The organism is Sphingomonas sp. S1-29, from assembly GCF_026167545.1.
Classification (GTDB): Bacteria; Pseudomonadota; Alphaproteobacteria; order Sphingomonadales; family Sphingomonadaceae; genus Sphingomonas.
This window is the reverse complement of record NZ_CP110678.1, coordinates 2,161,361-2,177,525: the sequence shown is the minus strand read 5'-3', so window position 1 is coordinate 2,177,525 and position 16,165 is coordinate 2,161,361. Positions and strand designations below refer to the sequence as shown.

Genomic DNA, 16,165 nt, shown 5'->3' with positions numbered 1-16,165 from the left:
CGGACCTGGGGCTTACCAGGTGGCTCGGCCCGGCGCCTATCCCCGGGACAACCTGTTAGCACCACGGCCGTTTGCCCTCCGCCTTTGCAACCGCTTTTCGTCGAGCGTGCTTCCGGCCCGTGCTTCAAGTAAAATTCAAGGTACCTGAATGCCAACTCTAGCTTCGCTGCAACGCGAATGGCTGTCCAACCCGCGTGGCGACATCCTTGCGGGTATCGTCGTGGCGCTCGCGCTGATCCCCGAGGCGATCGGGTTCTCGATCATCGCGGGCGTCGATCCGCGTGTCGGGCTCTACGCCTCCTTCTCGATCGCGGTCATCATCTCGCTGGTCGGCGGGCGCCCGGGGATGATCTCGGCGGCAACCGCCGCGATCGCAGTCCTGATCCTGCCGCTGGTGCGCGATCACGGGGTCGAATATCTGTTCGCCGCGACGATCCTGATGGGGGTGATCCAGCTCATCGCGGGCTTCCTGCGGTTGCACCTGCTGATGCAATATGTGTCGCGGTCGGTGATTACCGGCTTCGTCAACGCGCTCGCGATCCTGATCTTCATGGCGCAGCTGCCCGAGCTGACCGGCGTCGCGCCGCTCACCTATGTGCTGGTCGCGGGCGGGCTGGCGATCATCTATCTCTTCCCGCGCATCACCAAGGCGGTGCCCTCGCCGCTGATCGCGATCGCGGTGCTGACGGTGCTCGTCTGGTATATGGGCTTCGACGTCCGCACCGTCGGCGACATGGGCGAGCTGCCTTCGTCGCTGCCCGCCTGGCTGATCCCCAACGTGCCGCTGACGCTCGAGACCTTCCAGATCATCCTGCCCTATTCGGCGACGATGGCCGCGGTCGGCCTGCTCGAATCGATGATGACTGCGCAGATCGTCGACGACCTGACCGATACCGGCTCGGACAAGCAGCGCGAGATGAAGGGGCAGGGAATCGCCAACTTCTTCACCGGCTTCCTCGGCGGCATGGGCGGCTGCGCGATGATCGGCCAGTCGGTGATCAACGTGAAGTCGGGCGGCCTGACCCGACTGTCGACGATGGTGTCGGGCGTTTTCCTGCTGTTCCTGTTGCTGGTGCTCGGCTCGGTCGTCGCGATCATCCCGATGGCGGCGCTGGTCGCGGTGATGATCATGGTGTCGATCGGCACCTTCAGCTGGCGTTCGATCACCGATGTGCGTCGCCATCCCTGGCAGTCATCGGCGGTGATGCTGGCGACCGTCGTCATTACCGTGTGGACGCATGATCTGGCGCAGGGCGTGCTGGCGGGCGTGATCCTGTCGGGGCTGTTCTTCGCGAGCAAGGTCAAGCGGCTGTTCGTCGTCGCATCCGAGCTGTCGGCCGACGCCACCACGCGCATCTACCGGATCGCGGGGCAGGTGTTCTTCGCCTCGTCCGACGCATTCGCCGAGGCATTCGACTTCAAGGAAGTGCTCGACCGCGTCGTGATCGACGTCACCGACGCACATTTCTGGGACATCTCGGCGATCGGAACGCTCGACAAGGCGATCCTGAAGTTCCGCCGCGAAGGCACCGACGTCGACGTGATCGGGCTGAACGATGCCAGCGCCTCGATGGTCCAGCGTTTTGCGGTTCACGACAAGCCGGGTGCGCAAGCGCAACTCGGCGGCCATTGATAGGAGAGTGACTATGCAGAAGATTCTCGCCTGCATCGACGCGTCGAACTACGCCAACAGCGTGTGCGACCTGGCCGCCTGGGCCGCCAAGCGGCTCGAAATGCCCGTCGAACTGCTCCACATCGTCCAGCGCAAGGATGCGGTCGCAGCACGCGGCGACCTTTCGGGCGCGATCGGCCTCGGCGCCAAGACCGACCTGATGGAGGAATTGGTGCGGCTCGAGGAGACCGACGCCCGGCTGCAGGTCGAGCGGGGCCGCGCGCTGCTCAAGGCCGGCGAAGCACGGCTGCGTGAAAGCGGTGTTGCCGACGTCGCTGTCCTTCACCGGCATGGCGGCATCGTCGAGACGATCCTCGAGCAGGAGGCCGATGCGCGCGTCGTCGTCATCGGCAAGCGCGGTGCGGGCCATGAGTTCGCGACCGACCATATCGGGTCGAAGATCGAGCGCGTCGTGCGCGCGAGCAGCAAGCCGATCCTGATCGCGAACCGCGCCGCACAAGCGCCAAGCAGCGTTGTATTCGCCTATGACGCGGGCCCGGCTGCTGATCGCGCGCTCGAGCGGCTGGTAAACTCGCCGCTATTTGTCGGGCTCCCGGTACATATCGTGATGGCCGACAGCGAAAATGACGGCCATCGCCGCGCACTGGAAGCCGCCGCCGAGCAATTGCGCGCGGGGCACGAGGTCACGACATCGCTGCGCAAGGGCAAGCCCGAACAGGTGATCGCCGAGATCGTTGAGCAGACGCCGGGCGCGATGCTGGTGATGGGGGCTTATGGTCATTCGCCGCTCCGTACGCTGATCGTCGGCAGCACCACGACGACGATGGTTCGTACCGTTCATGCACCGGTGCTGCTGGTGCGGTAACCAGGCTGCTGAACGGCGCGTATTCCCGCGACACGCCTGTCGCGCGTAGCGAGCTTGAGGCGCAGGAATCCCGATCGGCGGTCGGTCGGGCGCCGGTGGCGCTCGATCAAGTTCGTGCGCTACAGGTCCCGGCCTCACTCGCCGATTGTAACCTCGGCTTTTTGGAGGCGAGGTTTTGGCGGCGCTGCCAAAGCTTCCTGTAACATCATCGGCTGTGGGATATCCCCATGCGGGCGAACGACAGCCCATCGCTGCTCGACTCCCCACCCCACCCAATCCCCTAGCGTCCGCCCCCCCACTGCCCTACATCCCCCCCATGTCGATCGGTCTCGCCATCCTCCTCTCGGCGCTCGCGATGACGGTCATCGTCGGTGTCCGCTATCTCCTCGCCAGCGGCGCGTTCGCATTGCTCACCCGCGCGACGCGGCCCGGGCTCTATACCGGGCTCGACCAGCAGATCGGGCGCGAGATCAAATGGTCGATGATGTCGGCGGCGATCTACGGCATTCCCGCAGGAATCATCGCCTGGGGCTGGGACAATCACGGCTGGACGCGGATCTACAGCGACGTGAACGCCTATCCCTTATGGTATCTGCCGGTCTCGGTGCTGGCGTATCTCTTCCTGCACGATACGTGGTTCTATTGGACGCATCGCTGGATGCACATTCCCAAATGGTTTCGCATCGCGCACGCCGTCCACCATGCCAGCCGCCCGCCTACCGCCTGGGCGGCGATGGCGTTCCACCCGGTTGAAGCGCTCACCGGTGCCGTGATAATTCCGCTACTGGTGTTCGTGATTCCGATCCACACCGTCGGACTGTGCATTGTCCTTACCGTCATGACCGTTATGGGGGTCACCAACCACATGGGCTGGGAGGTTTTCCCTAGGTTCATCGTGCAGGGGCCATTGGGACGCTGGTTGATTACCGCCAGCCATCACCAGCGGCATCATGAACGATATGGGTGCAACTATGGGCTATATTTCCGCTTCTGGGACCACGTCTGCGGTACCGACAAGGGCCTTGGCGATTTCGCCCAGGCTGCGCGTCCGCGCGCTGGCGTTGCCGCTGGCGGCGATCGCGCTGGGCGGCGCGATGCCGGTGTCGCAGCTGAAGGTTGAGGTCGCCGAGCTGCGCAATGCGCGCGGCGTGCTCCAATTCTGCCTCACCGCCGATCCCGACAATTTCCCCAATTGCGTCGACGATGCCCGCGCGGTGAGCCGCGTGGTGCCCGCGGGCGACCGCGCGATGCGCTTCGATGCGCTGCCGCACGGCAATTACGCGATCGCGGTGTTCCACGACGAGAACGCCAACCGCAAGCTCGACACCTTCGCCGGCATCCCGCGCGAAGGCTTCGGCTTTTCGCGCAACCCGCGCATCGGCTTTGGTCCGCCGCGCTTTTCGGCGGCGCGCTTCGCCTTCGGCAATGATGCCCAAATACAACAGGTGAAGCTTCGTTACATGCTATGACGCACTGCGGCGGAACCAATAACTGAACGCTGGCGTTTCGCTGGCAATTCCTTCTGCCAGATTCCGGAGCGCGTTCCTTTGAAAACCAAGCTTTTCCTGCTCGCCGGTCTCGGCCTGTCGTTCCTGGCCGTCCCCGCGCTGGCGCAGGACGCCGCTCCCCAGCCTTCGGCCGTCCCCGACCCCGAAACCGCCGATCCGCGCGGCGACTTCGCGATCGTCGGCGCGGGCGCGGGCATCCTGCCCAATTACGAAGGCTCGGACGATTACGGCTTCTCGCCGGTCCCCGCCGCGATCGGCCAGCTCGAGGGCTTCCGCTTCACCTTCCTCGGCAATCGCCTCAGCGTCGACCTGATCCGCGACGGCTATGGCCCGACGGTCGATATCCAGGCCGGCCCGATCGGCGTCATCGGCTTCAACCGCACCAGCGCCGACGCGATCGACGATCCGCAGGTGGCGCTGCTCGAAGAGCGCAACACCGCGATCGAATTGGGCGGCTATGTCGGCATCGGCAAGACCGGGGTGCTCACCAGCGACTATGACCGGCTGTCGGCGACGATCAGCTATCGCTACGACGTCGCCGGCGCGCATGACAGCGGCATCCTCACCCCGACGCTCGCCTACACCACCCCGCTCAGCACCAAGGCGCTGGTCGGGCTGTTCCTCTCGGCCGAGCGTGTCGAAAATGGCTATGGCGACGCGTATTTCAGCGTCTCGGCCGCCGAATCGCTGCGCAGCGGGCTGCCGGTGTTCGATGCCGATGGCGGGTGGAAGAACTACACGATCGGTTTTGCCGGCGCGCATTCGCTCACCGGCGATCTGACCGGCGGGCTGCAGATGGTGGTCGGCGGCACCTATCGCCGCCTGCTGGGCGATTTCAGCGCCAGCCCGGTCACCGCGATCGCGGGTTCGCCGCACCAGTGGCTTGGCACCGTGGGCCTTGCCTATTCGTTCTGAGCCGCCGGTAACCCCCGACGGTCGCTACATCGTCGTGCGCGGCCGGCTCTGGCGGCGCGCCGACCCGTCGCTCCCCGAAGCCACCCGCGCCGCGCTCGTCCACGAACTGATGGACGCACGCCGTGCGGTGGGGGCGGCCAAGCGCGCCGCCGATCCGCAAGCGATGGCCAAGGCCCGCGCGCGCGTCGACGCTGCCAAGACGGCCCTGGGCGAACGCGGCCCGGTCTGGTGGACCGACGGCGCCCCCGACCTCAACCGCCACATGGCGCACACCACCCCCTATGCCGCGTGGCACGCCGCGCTTGCCGACGCCCCCGAACCCGCCTAGCGTGCTGCCATTCCCCGGGGGAGCGCTGCATGCGCGCTTGAGAGGGGGGCAGCAGCCCCCGACCCGCTGAACCTGATCCGGTTGATACCGGCGTAGGGAGGGAGCGGCGCTTCACCCGGAGCCCGTGCTCTCCCCAATATTTGGAGAGCATCATGGCCGACATTCCCGCGCGCACCGAATTGAAAGTCACCACCGGCCCGATCCGGGGCAGCCGCAAAATTCACGTCGGCCCGCTCGGCGTCGCGATGCGCGAGATCGTCCTCGATCCCAGCTGCGACGAGCCCCCGTTGCGCGTCTACGACCCCTCGGGCCCCTATACCGACGCCAATGCCCGCATCGACATCATGGCGGGCCTCCCCGAACTGCGCCGAGACTGGATCGTCGGCCGCGGCGATGTCGAGCAGGTCGCCCAGCGCGAAGTCCGCCCCGAGGATAACGGCCAGCTCGGCCCCGATCGCTCGGGCGGCGTCCAGCCCTTCCCCAATGTCCGCAAGCAGGTGCTGCGCGCCAAGCCCGGCGCCAATGTCAGCCAGATGCACTATGCCCGCCGCGGCATCATCACGCCTGAGATGGAATATGTCGCCACCCGCGAAAACCTGGGCCGCGAACAGCTCATCGGCCATATCCGCGACGGCCACGACTTCGGCGCGTCGATCCCCGACTATGTCACCCCCGAATTCGTCCGCGACGAGGTCGCCCGCGGCCGCGCGATCATCCCTAGCAACATCAACCACCCCGAATCCGAACCGATGGCGATCGGCCGCAACTTTCTGGTCAAGATCAACGCCAATATCGGCAACTCCGCCGTCGCGTCAGACGTCGCCAAGGAAGTCGACAAGCTCGTCTGGTCGATCCGCTGGGGTGCCGATACCGTGATGGACCTGTCGACCGGCCGCAACATCCACGACACTCGCGAATGGATCCTGCGCAACTCGCCCGTCCCGATCGGCACCGTCCCGATCTACCAGGCGCTCGAGAAAGTCGGCGGCATCGCCGAGGATCTCAACTGGGACATCTTCCGCGACACGCTGATCGAGCAGGCCGAACAGGGAGTCGACTATTTCACTATCCACGCCGGCGTCCGCCTGCCGTACATACCGATGACCGCCAAGCGCGTCACCGGCATCGTCAGCCGCGGCGGATCGATCATGGCCAAATGGTGCCTCGCGCATCACCAGGAGAGCTTCCTCTACACCCGCTTCGAGGAAATCTGCGAGATCATGAAGGCGTATGACGTCGCCTTCTCGCTGGGCGACGGCCTGCGCCCCGGCAGCATCGCCGACGCCAATGACGAAGCGCAGTTCGCCGAACTCCACACGCTGGGCGAACTCACCAAGATCGCCTGGAACCATGACATCCAGGTGATGATCGAAGGGCCGGGCCATGTGCCGATGCACAAGATCAAGGCCAATATGGACAAGCAGCTCGAGGCCTGCGGCGAAGCCCCCTTCTACACGCTGGGGCCGCTAACCACCGACATCGCGCCGGGGTACGACCATATCACCAGCGGCATCGGCGCGGCGATGATCGGCTGGTTCGGCTGCGCGATGCTGTGTTACGTCACCCCCAAGGAGCATCTGGGCCTGCCCGACCGCGACGACGTCAAGGTCGGCGTCGTCACCTACAAGCTGGCCGCCCACGCCGCCGATCTCGCCAAGGGCCACCCCGCCGCCAAGCTGCGCGACGATGCGCTGAGCCGCGCCCGCTTCGAATTCCGCTGGCGCGACCAGTTCAACCTGTCGCTCGACCCCGACACGGCGGAGCAATACCACGACCAGACGCTGCCGGCGGAAGGCGCCAAGACCGCGCATTTCTGCTCGATGTGCGGCCCCAAATTCTGCAGCATGAAGATCACCGCCGAAGTCCGCGAATTCGCCGCCAAGCAAAACCAAAGCGCCGACAGCTTCCTGGCCGCTTCGATCCTCCCCCATAGCGCAGCGGCGGGGGAGGTGGCATCGCGCAGCGATGACGGAGGGGGCTTCGCCCCAACCACCACCCCCGAAGCCGAAGCCGGCATGGCCGCGATGAGCGACATCTTCAAACAAACCGGCAGCGAACTCTACATCGGCGCTGCCAGGCGCGAGCGGGACTGAAGCCTAATCCTCCACTGAAAGGGGGAGGGCGACCATGCGCAGCATGGTGGAGGGGCTCAGCAGGTGCGTTGCGCCTCGCGGAGAAATCAAGATGCGCTCGATGCCGGATGTGTCGCACACCGTTTGAACTCCCAGCTTGGCTCTACTTAATTGTCGATGTTTCTCACGCCGAAAGGAATATGGACACAGGGCGTACTTCCGGAAGCCGGCTGCAAATGCCCGAGTTGGTCATCAAAAAAAATCTGCGGGCGCAAAACGTCAAGAATATTCTTCTTCTCAATGCCACCGGTCAGGAAAAGCTCGTCCACTTCGATGCCATGGTGCTTAAGAGTGGTCATCATTCTTTCATGAGCGGGCGCGTTACGCGCAGTTACAATCGCCACTCGGACTGCTTTGTCGGGATCATTGACATGTTGTGGGTGGTCTCGCTCAATCTGTTGAATATTAGATATCTTTTGAAGCAGCGGCATGAGAGGGCCATTCTTCAACGGTCGAGCGCTGTGCTGAATTTCGTGATGGCGAAACAGATCAAGCCCTCCCTTTGCATATTGCTGCTCTGCTTCGTCATCGACTAAAATTCCGTCAAAATCGAAGGCAATCCTCAGCTGAGTATCTAGTTCATCATCCAGTGCGGCGCATGGAAGAACATAACCCGCCGGATGACCCTCCGCGACAGCAGTTTTCACCTCTTCCTTGTTGGTGCTCAGATACAGGCAGGCATGAACAGACTTCATGTACGGGTAAGGGCTTGCTCCCGAGAGAAAGAAATATCGTGATATATCTAAATCATATCCAGGAATGGCGTCCGTGATCCTAGCCCCTGCCGCGGGGTCGTTTCTCGAAAGAATTACGACCTCAACGGGTGACTGCTCGGGAAACTTTCTATTTAGCCCCAAAAGCCGCTTTATGAATGGGAAAGCCGCCCCCGGTGCTGGCGGAATTTTTCGGTTCGCGATTTGGTATTTTTTAAAGGCCTCAAGGCCTTCACTCTGAAAAATCTCGTCCTCAGCCGTGAAATCGAATAGGGCTGACGATGTGATCCCAACAACAAGCTTGTTTTCTATTGGGTAGGCCATCGTACAAACATATCGTCGAGTTGGAACGTGTAAAGCTTACGTGCCTCTGATATGAGATTTGCTTGGTAGCATGCCTCAATAATGATACCGACACTGCGCCACTTCCAGCACCTGCCCCTCACCCTTACCCGTAACCCGATACACCAGCCGATCCTCGCGGGTGATCCGGCGCGACCACCAGCCGGCTAGATTGCCGCCCAGCGGCTCGGGCTTGCCGGTTCCGCGAAAGGGATCGCGCATGCATTCCTTGAGCAATGCGTTGATGCGCTCCAGCCCGCGCCGATCGTCGCCCTGCCATTCGAGATACTGGTCCCAGGCGCGCGACGAAAAGACCAGCTTCACGGCGCGATCAGGTCGCGCTCGCTACCCTTGCCGGCGTCCAGCTCGGCGATCGATTCGATCAGCGCGCGCGCGTTCGCCGGCGACTGCAGCAGGTACAATGTTTCCTCGATCGACGCCCATTCGCTCGCCGAGATCATCACCACGCCCTCGCCGCGCTGGCGGGTGATCGCCACCGGTGCCTTGTCGGCCACGACGCGATCGACCACCGCCTTCATATTGGCGCGCGCTTCGGAGATGCTCAGGCTTTCCATGTCGACAATGTACGCCATCGCGTACAAACAGCAATACGCGACGCGCCCGTAAAGCTAGGCGGCAATCGTCGCACCCGAACGCCGCCACCCTCACCGATACACCTCGCGCCGATGCGCCACTCGCACTACCAGGATCAGCACCCGGTCATCCTCGATGCGCGCCACCACGCGATAGTCGCCGATCCGCCAGCGCCAATAGCCCGCATGGTCGCCCGTCAGCGCGCTTCCCAGCGAACGTGGATCGTCCTGCACGGCGATCCGCGTCTCCAACGTCTTGATGATCCGCGCCGCTGCGGTGCGGTCGAGCTTGGCCAGTTCCTTCGCCGCCTCGGGCAGGAACTCAATCCGCCAGGCCAAGCTGCGCCTTCAGATCGGCAAGCGGGATCGCGTCGCCGTCGCGGAAATCGCGCAGTCGCTCCTCGGCCAGATAGAAATCCTCGAGATCGTCGAGATGCGCGACGATCGCCTCGCGTGCATAGAAGGTCTTGGTCCGCCCCGTCCGCGCGGCGAGCGCTTCGAGCCGCGCCTCGGTTTCGGTATCCAATCGCACTGCCAGCATCGCCGCCTCCTGTCGCTATACATGTATAGCAAGCGTGCATCCGCCGCAACGCGGGCTCAATCCCCCGGCGCCCACCCCGCCGCGGCCAGCTCGAACCCCGCGAACCCGAACCCCGGCGACACCACGCAGCTCACCAGCGCCCAGCCTTCGGTCGCCTCGGCCGCCTGCCACCACCCGGCGGGCACCAGCCCCTGCGGCACCTCGCCCGCCAGCACGTCGCCGCCCAGCCGCAGCGTCTCCACCGGCCCCGCGTCGCTCGCCGCGGTGCGCAGCGCGAGCGCGCTGCCCGCGTGCCACAGCCACAATTCGGCGGCATCCACCCGGTGCCAGTGCGATCGCTCGCCGGCATCGAGCAGGAACAGGATCGCGCTCGCACTCGCGCGCTCGCCCTCGGGGGCAGGCGCCCTCCACGTCTCGCGATACCACCCGCCCTCGGGATGCGGGGCCAGGTCCAGGCGGGCGATCAGGGCGGCGGCATCGGTCATCGCGCCAGCATAAGCCCAGCGCCACCATCCCCCAAACCGTTGATTTCCAGCCCCCCAACCGTCCGTTTCATGCCCCCCAAACCCTTCGGTTCGTGCCACCCAACCGTCCGTCTCGCCCCCCCCCGCCACCCGTTCGTTTCGAGCGAAGTCGAGAAACCCACGCCCCACCCCTGATGGATGCCAAACCGCCACACAAACCGCCATTTCGGTCCAACCCGAGCCCAAACGCGCTGTCCTACAACCCCCGATTCATGCTTGCCTCGCGCCATGCCAAGATCGCGCCGCCCCATCCCGCCCGCGCCGCCATCGCCGCCCGCCGACGATGCCGCGAACACCATGCCCGATTTCGATCCGGTCCCGTTGCGCGAACGAAGCGACGGCTGGACCCCCGATCGCCAGACCGAGTTCATCGAAGCGCTCGCCGCCACCGGCTGCGTCACCCAGGCCGCCGAATCGGTGGGGATGAACCGAGTCGCCGCCTATCGGCTGCGCGGCGATCCCAGGGCGGCCAGCTTTCGCGCGGCATGGCGCTGGGCGCTCGAACATGCCGTCGGGCAGCTTTCGGACGCGGTGACCTCGCGCGCGATCCACGGCGTCGCGCGCCCGGTCTTCTTCCAGGGGAAACAGGTCGGCGAGCGGCGCTATTATGACGAAAGGCTGGCGATGTTCCTGCTGCGCTATCGCGATCCGATGCGCTACGGCGCTTGGATCGACAAGGTGAAGTCCGCCAGCCAGCACCCCGAGGCAAACACCTTGGGGCTCTTCGATGCGATGATCGCGCTGTGCGACGATGCGCATCTCGCACAGATCCGCCCGCGCGCCGGCGTCCGATGTCGCCGGGCTCCCGTTGCGTCATGCCCGACACCCCCGAAGAGGCGCATGAGAAGCTGGTCGCCGAAAACGACCGGCTTCGCCAGGACCGGGGCAAGGAGGCCGAACGTGCCGACGATGCCGAATTCGACCTCGCCGAGCTGCGCGCGAGCATCGCCGCGGCCAGCCAGGCGGGGGCGGCGGCAGGTGGGTCGGCGGGCGGGGAAGGGGCGAATCCGGGGGGTACGTAGTGTAGCTTTTGTAGCTTTCCGCCACCGTGAGCCCCGCCCCCGAACCCTCAACCCTTGGCGTCGAGCCCCACCGGCTTGCCCTTGGTCGACGGGTTCGACGCGTTCTGCTTCGGCGGTTTCTCGGCCTTGGGCTTGCGCGTCTCGCGGCTGGTCTTTTTCTGGCCCTTGGCCATGATCGGTTCCTGAAGGGGCGGGAGGCCCCATGCCGATAATACGCCGGTTCGCGCCGCCCCGCCAGCTAGCGCTTGCGAACGAATTCGGCGCGCAGCACCAGCCCCTTGATGCCGTCGAACTTGCAGTCGATTTCCTGCGCGTCGCCGGTCAGCCGGATCGATTTGATCAGCGTCCCGCGCTTGAGCGTCTGCCCCGCGCCCTTGACGGTCAGGTCCTTGATCAAGGTCACCTGGTCGCCATCGGCCAGCACATTGCCCACCGAATCGCGCACCACGACAGCATCGTCGCCCGCAGCAGTCGCAACCGCCCCCGCCGCGACCCACTCGCCGCTCGCCTCGTCATAGACATAGTCGTCGCCGCTCACGCCTTGACCTCGACACCCTTCCAGAACGCCAGCCGCCCCTTGATCTGTGCGGCCTTGTCCTTGGGCTCGGGGTAATACCACACCGCGTCGCGGTTCTCGGCCCCGTCGACCACCAGCGTGTGATAATGCGCGGTGCCCTTCCACGGGCAGTTGCTCGTCGTGGCGCTGGCCTTCAGCAGCGCGGGATCGACCGAATCGGCAGGAAAATAATGATTGCCCTCGACCACCACGGTATCGTCGCTCGAAGCGATCACCTGTCCGTTCCAGCGTGCCTCTACCATCGTCATGCTCCTTGTTGCCCCCAGGGCGGCGGCGGCGCCGCGACGGGGCGGGTCAGGTCGAACGCCACCCGGAAATGCCGGTCGGCGCGCCGCAGCCCATAGGCGAAGATGGTGTCGGTGACTTCGACTTCCCACACATTGGTGTTCGATACGCTCCGCCCGGTCGCGGTGAACAAAGCGATCGATTCGGCATCGACCGGAAAGGCCCGCAGCGTCGCGGTGCCGGGGCCGGCAGTGTCGCCGCCATATTGGGTCACCGCATCCGCGCTGCCATCGGCATGACGATGGTCGTGCTTCAGCCGCAATCCGCCGGGCGTTCGACTGATCACCCAGGTCCGCGATCGGTCGTCGCCGACATGAAAGGGGATACGGATGGTGTCGGCCGAACAGTCACGAACGTGCATCACCAACGGCTTGCCTGCAAAACTGCTACCCGCGGGATCGGTAGTGGTCACGCGCCCAGCAAACGCCTTGCCGCACAACGCCTGCAACCGATCGAAGAACGCCGCCTGCGCGTCCGCCGCGGGCCGCGCCGCACATCCCCCCAGCAGTATCGCCGCCGCCACCCCGATTGCCAGTCTCCGCATCGCCCGACCCTATCGCCTTCGCCGCCCCAGGCAAGCTATGCTCGCCCGATGCACGCCACCCACGATTCCGCCGCGCCGCCCGCCCCGACGATTGGCTTCGACCAGTTCCTCGCCGTCGACATCCGCATCGGCACGATCGTGGCAGCCGAAATCTCCGCCAAGGCCCGCAAGCCCGCTTATGTCCTCACGATCGATTTCGGCCCGACGATCGGCACCAAGCGTTCCTCGGCGCAGATCACCGAACACTATACCCCGCAGGAGCTGGTCGGCACCCAGGTCGCGGCAGTCGTCAACTTCCCGCCGCGCCAGATCGGCCCGGTGATGTCCGAAGTGTTGACATTGGGCTTCCCCGACGCCGAAGGCCGCGTCGTGCTGGTCCGCCCCAGCGAGCCGGTTCCCAATGGCGGCCGCCTGTTTTGATCAGCCGCGCACCGCAGTCACCAGATAATCGAGCGACAGATCCTCGCCCAGCACGAACCCCCGCGCCGGGCTGAACGACAGGCCCCGGATGTCGGTCACGCGCAGCCCCGCTAGGCCAAGCAATGCGGTCAGCTCGTCGGGGGTCAGGAACTTGTCCCAGTCATGCGTCCCCCGCGGGATCATCCCGAACCCCTCGGCGACCGACACCATCGCCACCCGCGATAGCGCGGTACGGTTGGGGGTCGAGAGCACCAGCAGCCCGTCTTCAGCCAGCGCATCGGCCAGCCCGCGGACGAACCCCGCCGGATCGGCGACATGCTCGATCACCTCCATCGAACAGACAAGGTCGAACCGCTCGCCCGCCAGCAAATCGAGCTCACCCGCCAGATAGCGGATGTCGAGCCCCGCGCTGGCGGCATGCGCCGCCGCCGCGCCGACATTCTCGGGTGCCGCATCGACCCCGGTCACCTTCGCTCCCAATCGCGCCAGCGGCTCGGCGAGCAGCCCCGCACCGCAGCCGACGTCGAGCGCGCTGCGGCCGCGCAGCGGCTGATAGTCGTTGGGCTCGCACCCCCAATGCGCATCCGCCGCCTGCCGGATATGCCGTAACCGCACCGGGTTCAGCCGGTGGAGCATCGCAGAGCTGCCCTTGGGGTTCCACCAGTCGGCGGCCAGCGTGCCAAAATGCGCGGCTTCGGCGGGATCGATCGTGATTGCCTTTGTCATGCGGCTTTCCTAACAGTCCGCGCCATTGCTCCCAAGAGGGTCTGAAGGCGGCATGGCGCGCATCGTGATGAAATTCGGCGGCACCTCGATGGCGGGCATCGAGCGTATCCGCACCGTGGCTGCGCTCGTAAAGCGCGAATGGGATGCCGGGCACGAGATCGCGGTGGTGGTCTCGGCGATGGCGGGCGACACCGATCGGCTGGTGGGGTTCTGCCGCGAGGCATCCTCGCTCTACGATCCGCGCGAATATGACGTCGTCGTGTCGAGCGGCGAGCAGGTGACGTCGGGCTTGCTCGCGATCGCGCTCCAGGCCGCCGGCGTGCCGGCGCGCAGCTGGCTCGGCTGGCAATTGCCGATCCACACCTCGGACGCCCACGCCTCGGCGCGGATCGGCGAGATCGAAACCGAAGCGCTCAACGCCAGCCTCGCCGCGCGGATCGTCGCGGTGGTGCCGGGGTTCCAGGGTGTGTCCGACGCCAACCGCGTGACGACGCTCGGGCGCGGCGGGTCGGATACCTCGGCGGTGGCGATGGCGGCGGCGATGAAGGCCGATCGCTGCGACATCTACACCGACGTCGATGGCGTCTATACCACCGATCCGCGCATCGTGCCGCGTGCCCGCAAGCTGCAGAAGGTGACATACGAAGAAATGCTCGAACTCGCGAGCGTCGGGGCGAAAGTGCTCCAGACGCGCTCGGTCGGGCTGGCGATGAAGGAGGGCGTGCGCATCCAGGTGCTGTCGTCCTTCGTCGGCGAAGACGGGGCGCCCCGCCCCGGCACGATGATCGTGGGCGAAGAGGAGATCGACGATATGGAAAGCCAGCTCATCACCGGTATCGCGCACGACAAGAACGAGGCGAAGGTGACGCTCGCCGAAGTCCCCGATCGCCCCGGCGCGGTCGCGGCGATCTTCGGCCCGCTCGCCACCGCAGGCATCAACGTCGACATGATCGTCCAGAACGTCGCGCATTCGAGCGGCTCGACCGACGTGACCTTCACCGTGCCCAAGGCCGATCTGGCGCGCGCGCTCGACACGCTCGAAAAGGAACGCGCGACGATCGGCTTCGCCAAGCTGATCCACGATCCGCGCGTGGCCAAGATCTCGGTGGTCGGGGTCGGCATGCGCAGCCACGCCGGCGTCGCCGCGACGATGTTCGAAACGCTCGGTGCGCGCGGCATCAACATCCTCGCGATCGCTACCAGCGAGATCAAGGTGAGCGTGCTGGTCGAAGAGGATTACACCGAGCTGGCGGTTCGCGTCCTCCACACCGCCTATGGCCTCGACGCCCCCGAAGTGGTTGCAGCGTGATACTCTCCCTCTCCCGCCTGCGGGAGAGGGAAGGGGCCCGCGCCGCAAAGCGGCGTGGGAAGGGTGAGGGTCTGTCCTGCCAGATACAGCAAACCGAAAGCCGATTAGCATGACCGACACAAACCCTCACCCCGGCCCTCTCCCGCAAGCGGGAGAGGGAGCAGCGCGCCTAACCCGCCGCATGGCGCGCGGCGTCGAATTTCTCGGCTCCGAAGTCGCGATCATGTGCGGCGCGATGTCGTGGGTCAGCGAGCGCAACCTCGTCGCTGCGATATCGAACGCCGGCGGCTTCGGCGTGATTGCCTGCGGCGCGATGACCCCCGAATTGCTCGACCGTGAGATCGCCGCGACCGGCAACCTCACCGATAAGCCGTTCGGCGTAAACCTCATCACGATGCACCCGCAATTGTTCGAGCTGATCGACGTCTGCGCGCGCCACGGCGTCACGCATATCGTGCTCGCCGGCGGCCTGCCCCCCAAGGGCAGCCTCGAGGCGATCAAGGCGACCGGCGCCAAGGTCATCGCCTTCGCCCCCGCGCTCAGCCTCGCCAAGAAGCTCATCAAATCGGGGGTCGACGCGCTGGTGATCGAGGGGATGGAAGCCGGCGGCCATATCGGCCCGGTCTCGACCAGCGTGCTGGCGCAGGAAATGCTGCCCGAGATCGCCGATCAGGTGCCGGTGTTCGTCGCCGGTGGCATCGGCCGCGGCGAGGCGATTGCGGGCTATCTCGACATGGGCGCGGCGGGCGTCCAGCTCGGCACGCGTTTCGTTTGCGCCACCGAATCGATCGCGCACCCCAATTTCAAGAAGGCGTTCCTGCGGGCCTCGGCGCGCGACGCGGTCGCGACCGTCCAGGTCGATCCGCGACTGCCGGTGATCCCGGTGCGCGCGCTCAAAAATGCCGGCTCGGACCTGTTCACCGCCAAGCAGCGCGAAGTCGCCGCGACGCTCGACATGCTGTCGACCGACAAGGCCGCGATGCTCGAGGCGCAGTTGCAGATCGAACATTATTGGGCGGGCGCGCTTCGCCGCGCGGTCGTCGATGGCGATGTCGAGCATGGCAGTCTGATGGCGGGCCAGTCGGTGGGGATGGTCACGAAGGAAGAACCGGTTGCGGAAATCATCGAATCGCTGATGGCGCAAGCCGCGCAGGCGCTGGAAAAGCGGGCCGCCTAACGCTGTCCTAC

General features: G+C 65.5%; 23 protein-coding genes, 1 riboswitch and 1 other annotated feature (1 of these 25 only partly in view). Of the genes, 11 read left to right on the top strand and 12 right to left on the bottom strand.

Annotated features, from left to right (window positions below; all coding sequences use genetic code 11):
* Positions 1 to 53, top strand: a sequence feature (sul1 is cis-regulatory element that is thought to sense ions involved in sulfur or methionine metabolism; They are found in Alphaproteobacteria) (it extends 2 nt beyond the left edge of the window).
* Positions 54 to 148: 95 nt separating this feature from the next.
* From OKW76_RS10335 to thiC, 7 genes are all read left to right on the top strand, one after another.
* Positions 149 to 1,633 carry a SulP family inorganic anion transporter gene (locus OKW76_RS10335; protein ID WP_265548818.1) on the top strand — a complete coding sequence of 495 codons (1,485 nt, stop codon included), beginning with the start codon at positions 149 to 151 and terminating at the stop codon, positions 1,631 to 1,633.
* A gap of 13 nt (positions 1,634 to 1,646) precedes the next feature.
* Positions 1,647 to 2,498, top strand: coding sequence for a universal stress protein (locus OKW76_RS10330; RefSeq protein WP_265548817.1), 852 nt, complete (start codon positions 1,647 to 1,649; stop codon positions 2,496 to 2,498).
* Between the two features lie 316 nt (positions 2,499 to 2,814).
* A complete protein-coding gene (locus tag OKW76_RS10325; protein WP_265548816.1) occupies positions 2,815 to 3,618 on the top strand; it encodes a sterol desaturase family protein in 804 nt (267 codons plus the stop codon).
* Entirely contained in the window at positions 3,521 to 3,967 is a 447-nt protein-coding gene (locus OKW76_RS10320; protein ID WP_322740080.1) for a DUF2141 domain-containing protein, read from the top strand. Before OKW76_RS10325 ends, OKW76_RS10320 begins: the two co-directional genes overlap by 98 nt.
* A gap of 78 nt (positions 3,968 to 4,045) precedes the next feature.
* On the top strand, positions 4,046 to 4,921 hold the full coding sequence (locus tag OKW76_RS10315; RefSeq protein ID WP_265548815.1) for a MipA/OmpV family protein: 876 nt from the start codon (positions 4,046 to 4,048) through the stop codon (positions 4,919 to 4,921).
* Positions 4,905 to 5,249, top strand: coding sequence for a hypothetical protein (locus OKW76_RS10310; protein WP_265548814.1), 345 nt, complete (start codon positions 4,905 to 4,907; stop codon positions 5,247 to 5,249). Before OKW76_RS10315 ends, OKW76_RS10310 begins: the two co-directional genes overlap by 17 nt.
* Positions 5,250 to 5,255: 6 nt before the next feature.
* Positions 5,256 to 5,365, top strand: a riboswitch (TPP riboswitch).
* Positions 5,366 to 5,401: 36 nt separating this feature from the next.
* Positions 5,402 to 7,342: a phosphomethylpyrimidine synthase ThiC gene (thiC, locus tag OKW76_RS10305; RefSeq protein WP_265548813.1), complete on the top strand. Its 1,941-nt coding sequence runs from the start codon at positions 5,402 to 5,404 to the stop codon at positions 7,340 to 7,342.
* 146 nt (positions 7,343 to 7,488) lie between these two features.
* On the opposite strand, the gene OKW76_RS10300 is transcribed toward thiC, so the two are convergent.
* The 7 genes from OKW76_RS10300 to OKW76_RS10270 all read right to left on the bottom strand — a co-directional run bounded on the left by OKW76_RS10300 (position 7,489) and on the right by OKW76_RS10270 (position 10,853).
* Complete coding sequence (locus OKW76_RS10300) at positions 7,489 to 8,418, bottom strand: 5'-nucleotidase (RefSeq protein WP_265548812.1); 930 nt, start codon at positions 8,416 to 8,418, stop codon at positions 7,489 to 7,491.
* A gap of 75 nt (positions 8,419 to 8,493) precedes the next feature.
* On the bottom strand, positions 8,494 to 8,760 hold the full coding sequence (locus OKW76_RS10295; protein ID WP_265548811.1) for a Txe/YoeB family addiction module toxin: 267 nt from the start codon (positions 8,758 to 8,760) through the stop codon (positions 8,494 to 8,496).
* On the bottom strand, positions 8,757 to 9,029 hold the full coding sequence (locus OKW76_RS10290) for a type II toxin-antitoxin system Phd/YefM family antitoxin (RefSeq protein ID WP_265548810.1): 273 nt from the start codon (positions 9,027 to 9,029) through the stop codon (positions 8,757 to 8,759). The genes OKW76_RS10295 and OKW76_RS10290 overlap by 4 nt, the downstream gene beginning before the upstream one ends.
* A gap of 72 nt (positions 9,030 to 9,101) precedes the next feature.
* Positions 9,102 to 9,368 (bottom strand): type II toxin-antitoxin system RelE family toxin, encoded by a 267-nt coding sequence (locus tag OKW76_RS10285; protein ID WP_265548809.1) that lies wholly within the window; start codon positions 9,366 to 9,368, stop codon positions 9,102 to 9,104.
* The gene (locus OKW76_RS10280; RefSeq protein WP_256505633.1) at positions 9,352 to 9,570 is read right to left on the bottom strand and encodes a TraY domain-containing protein; all 219 of its coding nucleotides are present in this window, start codon (positions 9,568 to 9,570) and stop codon (positions 9,352 to 9,354) included. Before OKW76_RS10280 ends, OKW76_RS10285 begins: the two co-directional genes overlap by 17 nt.
* Before the next feature lie 56 nt (positions 9,571 to 9,626).
* Positions 9,627 to 10,055 carry a cupin domain-containing protein gene (locus tag OKW76_RS10275; protein ID WP_265548808.1) on the bottom strand — a complete coding sequence of 143 codons (429 nt, stop codon included), beginning with the start codon at positions 10,053 to 10,055 and terminating at the stop codon, positions 9,627 to 9,629.
* A 249-nt stretch (positions 10,056 to 10,304) separates the two neighbouring features.
* Positions 10,305 to 10,853: a hypothetical protein gene (locus tag OKW76_RS10270; RefSeq protein ID WP_265548807.1), complete on the bottom strand. Its 549-nt coding sequence runs from the start codon at positions 10,851 to 10,853 to the stop codon at positions 10,305 to 10,307.
* 56 nt (positions 10,854 to 10,909) lie between these two features.
* Here OKW76_RS10270 and OKW76_RS10265 point away from each other — a divergent pair, with 56 nt between their 5' ends.
* Positions 10,910 to 11,116, top strand: a complete 207-nt coding sequence (locus OKW76_RS10265) for a hypothetical protein (RefSeq protein WP_265548806.1) — start codon at positions 10,910 to 10,912, stop codon at positions 11,114 to 11,116.
* Between the two features lie 47 nt (positions 11,117 to 11,163).
* Here the strand turns inward: OKW76_RS10265 and OKW76_RS10260 are convergent, their stop codons facing one another.
* The 4 genes from OKW76_RS10260 to OKW76_RS10245 all read right to left on the bottom strand — a co-directional run bounded on the left by OKW76_RS10260 (position 11,164) and on the right by OKW76_RS10245 (position 12,522).
* Positions 11,164 to 11,289, bottom strand: coding sequence for a hypothetical protein (locus tag OKW76_RS10260; protein WP_265548805.1), 126 nt, complete (start codon positions 11,287 to 11,289; stop codon positions 11,164 to 11,166).
* 65 nt (positions 11,290 to 11,354) lie between these two features.
* Entirely contained in the window at positions 11,355 to 11,654 is a 300-nt protein-coding gene (locus OKW76_RS10255) for an alkylphosphonate utilization protein (protein WP_265548804.1), read from the bottom strand.
* Positions 11,651 to 11,935, bottom strand: a complete 285-nt coding sequence (locus tag OKW76_RS10250) for a DUF427 domain-containing protein (protein WP_256508112.1) — start codon at positions 11,933 to 11,935, stop codon at positions 11,651 to 11,653. The genes OKW76_RS10255 and OKW76_RS10250 overlap by 4 nt, the downstream gene beginning before the upstream one ends.
* Before the next feature lie 2 nt (positions 11,936 to 11,937).
* Positions 11,938 to 12,522: a hypothetical protein gene (locus tag OKW76_RS10245; protein WP_265548803.1), complete on the bottom strand. Its 585-nt coding sequence runs from the start codon at positions 12,520 to 12,522 to the stop codon at positions 11,938 to 11,940.
* A 48-nt stretch (positions 12,523 to 12,570) separates the two neighbouring features.
* Here OKW76_RS10245 and OKW76_RS10240 point away from each other — a divergent pair, with 48 nt between their 5' ends.
* A complete protein-coding gene (locus OKW76_RS10240; RefSeq protein ID WP_265548802.1) occupies positions 12,571 to 12,942 on the top strand; it encodes a tRNA-binding protein in 372 nt (123 codons plus the stop codon).
* Here OKW76_RS10240 and ubiG read toward each other — a convergent pair whose 3' ends face one another.
* On the bottom strand, positions 12,943 to 13,668 hold the full coding sequence (ubiG, locus tag OKW76_RS10235) for a bifunctional 2-polyprenyl-6-hydroxyphenol methylase/3-demethylubiquinol 3-O-methyltransferase UbiG (protein WP_265548801.1): 726 nt from the start codon (positions 13,666 to 13,668) through the stop codon (positions 12,943 to 12,945).
* Positions 13,669 to 13,720: 52 nt separating this feature from the next.
* Between ubiG and OKW76_RS10230 the strand changes: the two genes are divergently transcribed.
* A complete protein-coding gene (locus OKW76_RS10230; protein ID WP_265548800.1) occupies positions 13,721 to 14,977 on the top strand; it encodes an aspartate kinase in 1,257 nt (418 codons plus the stop codon).
* A 181-nt stretch (positions 14,978 to 15,158) separates the two neighbouring features.
* Complete coding sequence (locus tag OKW76_RS10225) at positions 15,159 to 16,154, top strand: NAD(P)H-dependent flavin oxidoreductase (RefSeq protein ID WP_265548799.1); 996 nt, start codon at positions 15,159 to 15,161, stop codon at positions 16,152 to 16,154.
* Positions 16,155 to 16,165: the final 11 nt, after the last annotated feature.

Bases quoted from the DNA above. Each gene is read 5' to 3' on its own strand.
- OKW76_RS10330 (WP_265548817.1), top strand. From the start codon at position 1,647: ATGCAGAAGATTCTCGCCTGCATCGACGCGTCGAACTACGCCAACAGC.
- OKW76_RS10230 (WP_265548800.1), top strand. From the start codon at position 13,721: ATGGCGCGCATCGTGATGAAATTCGGCGGCACCTCGATGGCGGGCATC.
- OKW76_RS10300 (WP_265548812.1), bottom strand. From the start codon at position 8,418: ATGGCCTACCCAATAGAAAACAAGCTTGTTGTTGGGATCACATCGTCA.
- OKW76_RS10290 (WP_265548810.1), bottom strand. From the start codon at position 9,029: ATGGCGTACATTGTCGACATGGAAAGCCTGAGCATCTCCGAAGCGCGC.
- thiC (WP_265548813.1), top strand. From the start codon at position 5,402: ATGGCCGACATTCCCGCGCGCACCGAATTGAAAGTCACCACCGGCCCG.
- OKW76_RS10335 (WP_265548818.1), top strand. From the start codon at position 149: ATGCCAACTCTAGCTTCGCTGCAACGCGAATGGCTGTCCAACCCGCGT.
- OKW76_RS10240 (WP_265548802.1), top strand. From the start codon at position 12,571: ATGCACGCCACCCACGATTCCGCCGCGCCGCCCGCCCCGACGATTGGC.
- OKW76_RS10260 (WP_265548805.1), bottom strand. From the start codon at position 11,289: ATGGCCAAGGGCCAGAAAAAGACCAGCCGCGAGACGCGCAAGCCCAAG.
- OKW76_RS10270 (WP_265548807.1), bottom strand. From the start codon at position 10,853: ATGCGCATCGTCGCACAGCGCGATCATCGCATCGAAGAGCCCCAAGGT.
- OKW76_RS10225 (WP_265548799.1), top strand. From the start codon at position 15,159: ATGGCGCGCGGCGTCGAATTTCTCGGCTCCGAAGTCGCGATCATGTGC.
- OKW76_RS10265 (WP_265548806.1), top strand. From the start codon at position 10,910: ATGCCCGACACCCCCGAAGAGGCGCATGAGAAGCTGGTCGCCGAAAAC.
- OKW76_RS10275 (WP_265548808.1), bottom strand. From the start codon at position 10,055: ATGACCGATGCCGCCGCCCTGATCGCCCGCCTGGACCTGGCCCCGCAT.
- OKW76_RS10250 (WP_256508112.1), bottom strand. From the start codon at position 11,935: ATGGTAGAGGCACGCTGGAACGGACAGGTGATCGCTTCGAGCGACGAT.
- OKW76_RS10280 (WP_256505633.1), bottom strand. From the start codon at position 9,570: ATGCTGGCAGTGCGATTGGATACCGAAACCGAGGCGCGGCTCGAAGCG.
- ubiG (WP_265548801.1), bottom strand. From the start codon at position 13,668: ATGACAAAGGCAATCACGATCGATCCCGCCGAAGCCGCGCATTTTGGC.
- OKW76_RS10325 (WP_265548816.1), top strand. From the start codon at position 2,815: ATGTCGATCGGTCTCGCCATCCTCCTCTCGGCGCTCGCGATGACGGTC.
- OKW76_RS10245 (WP_265548803.1), bottom strand. From the start codon at position 12,522: ATGCGGAGACTGGCAATCGGGGTGGCGGCGGCGATACTGCTGGGGGGA.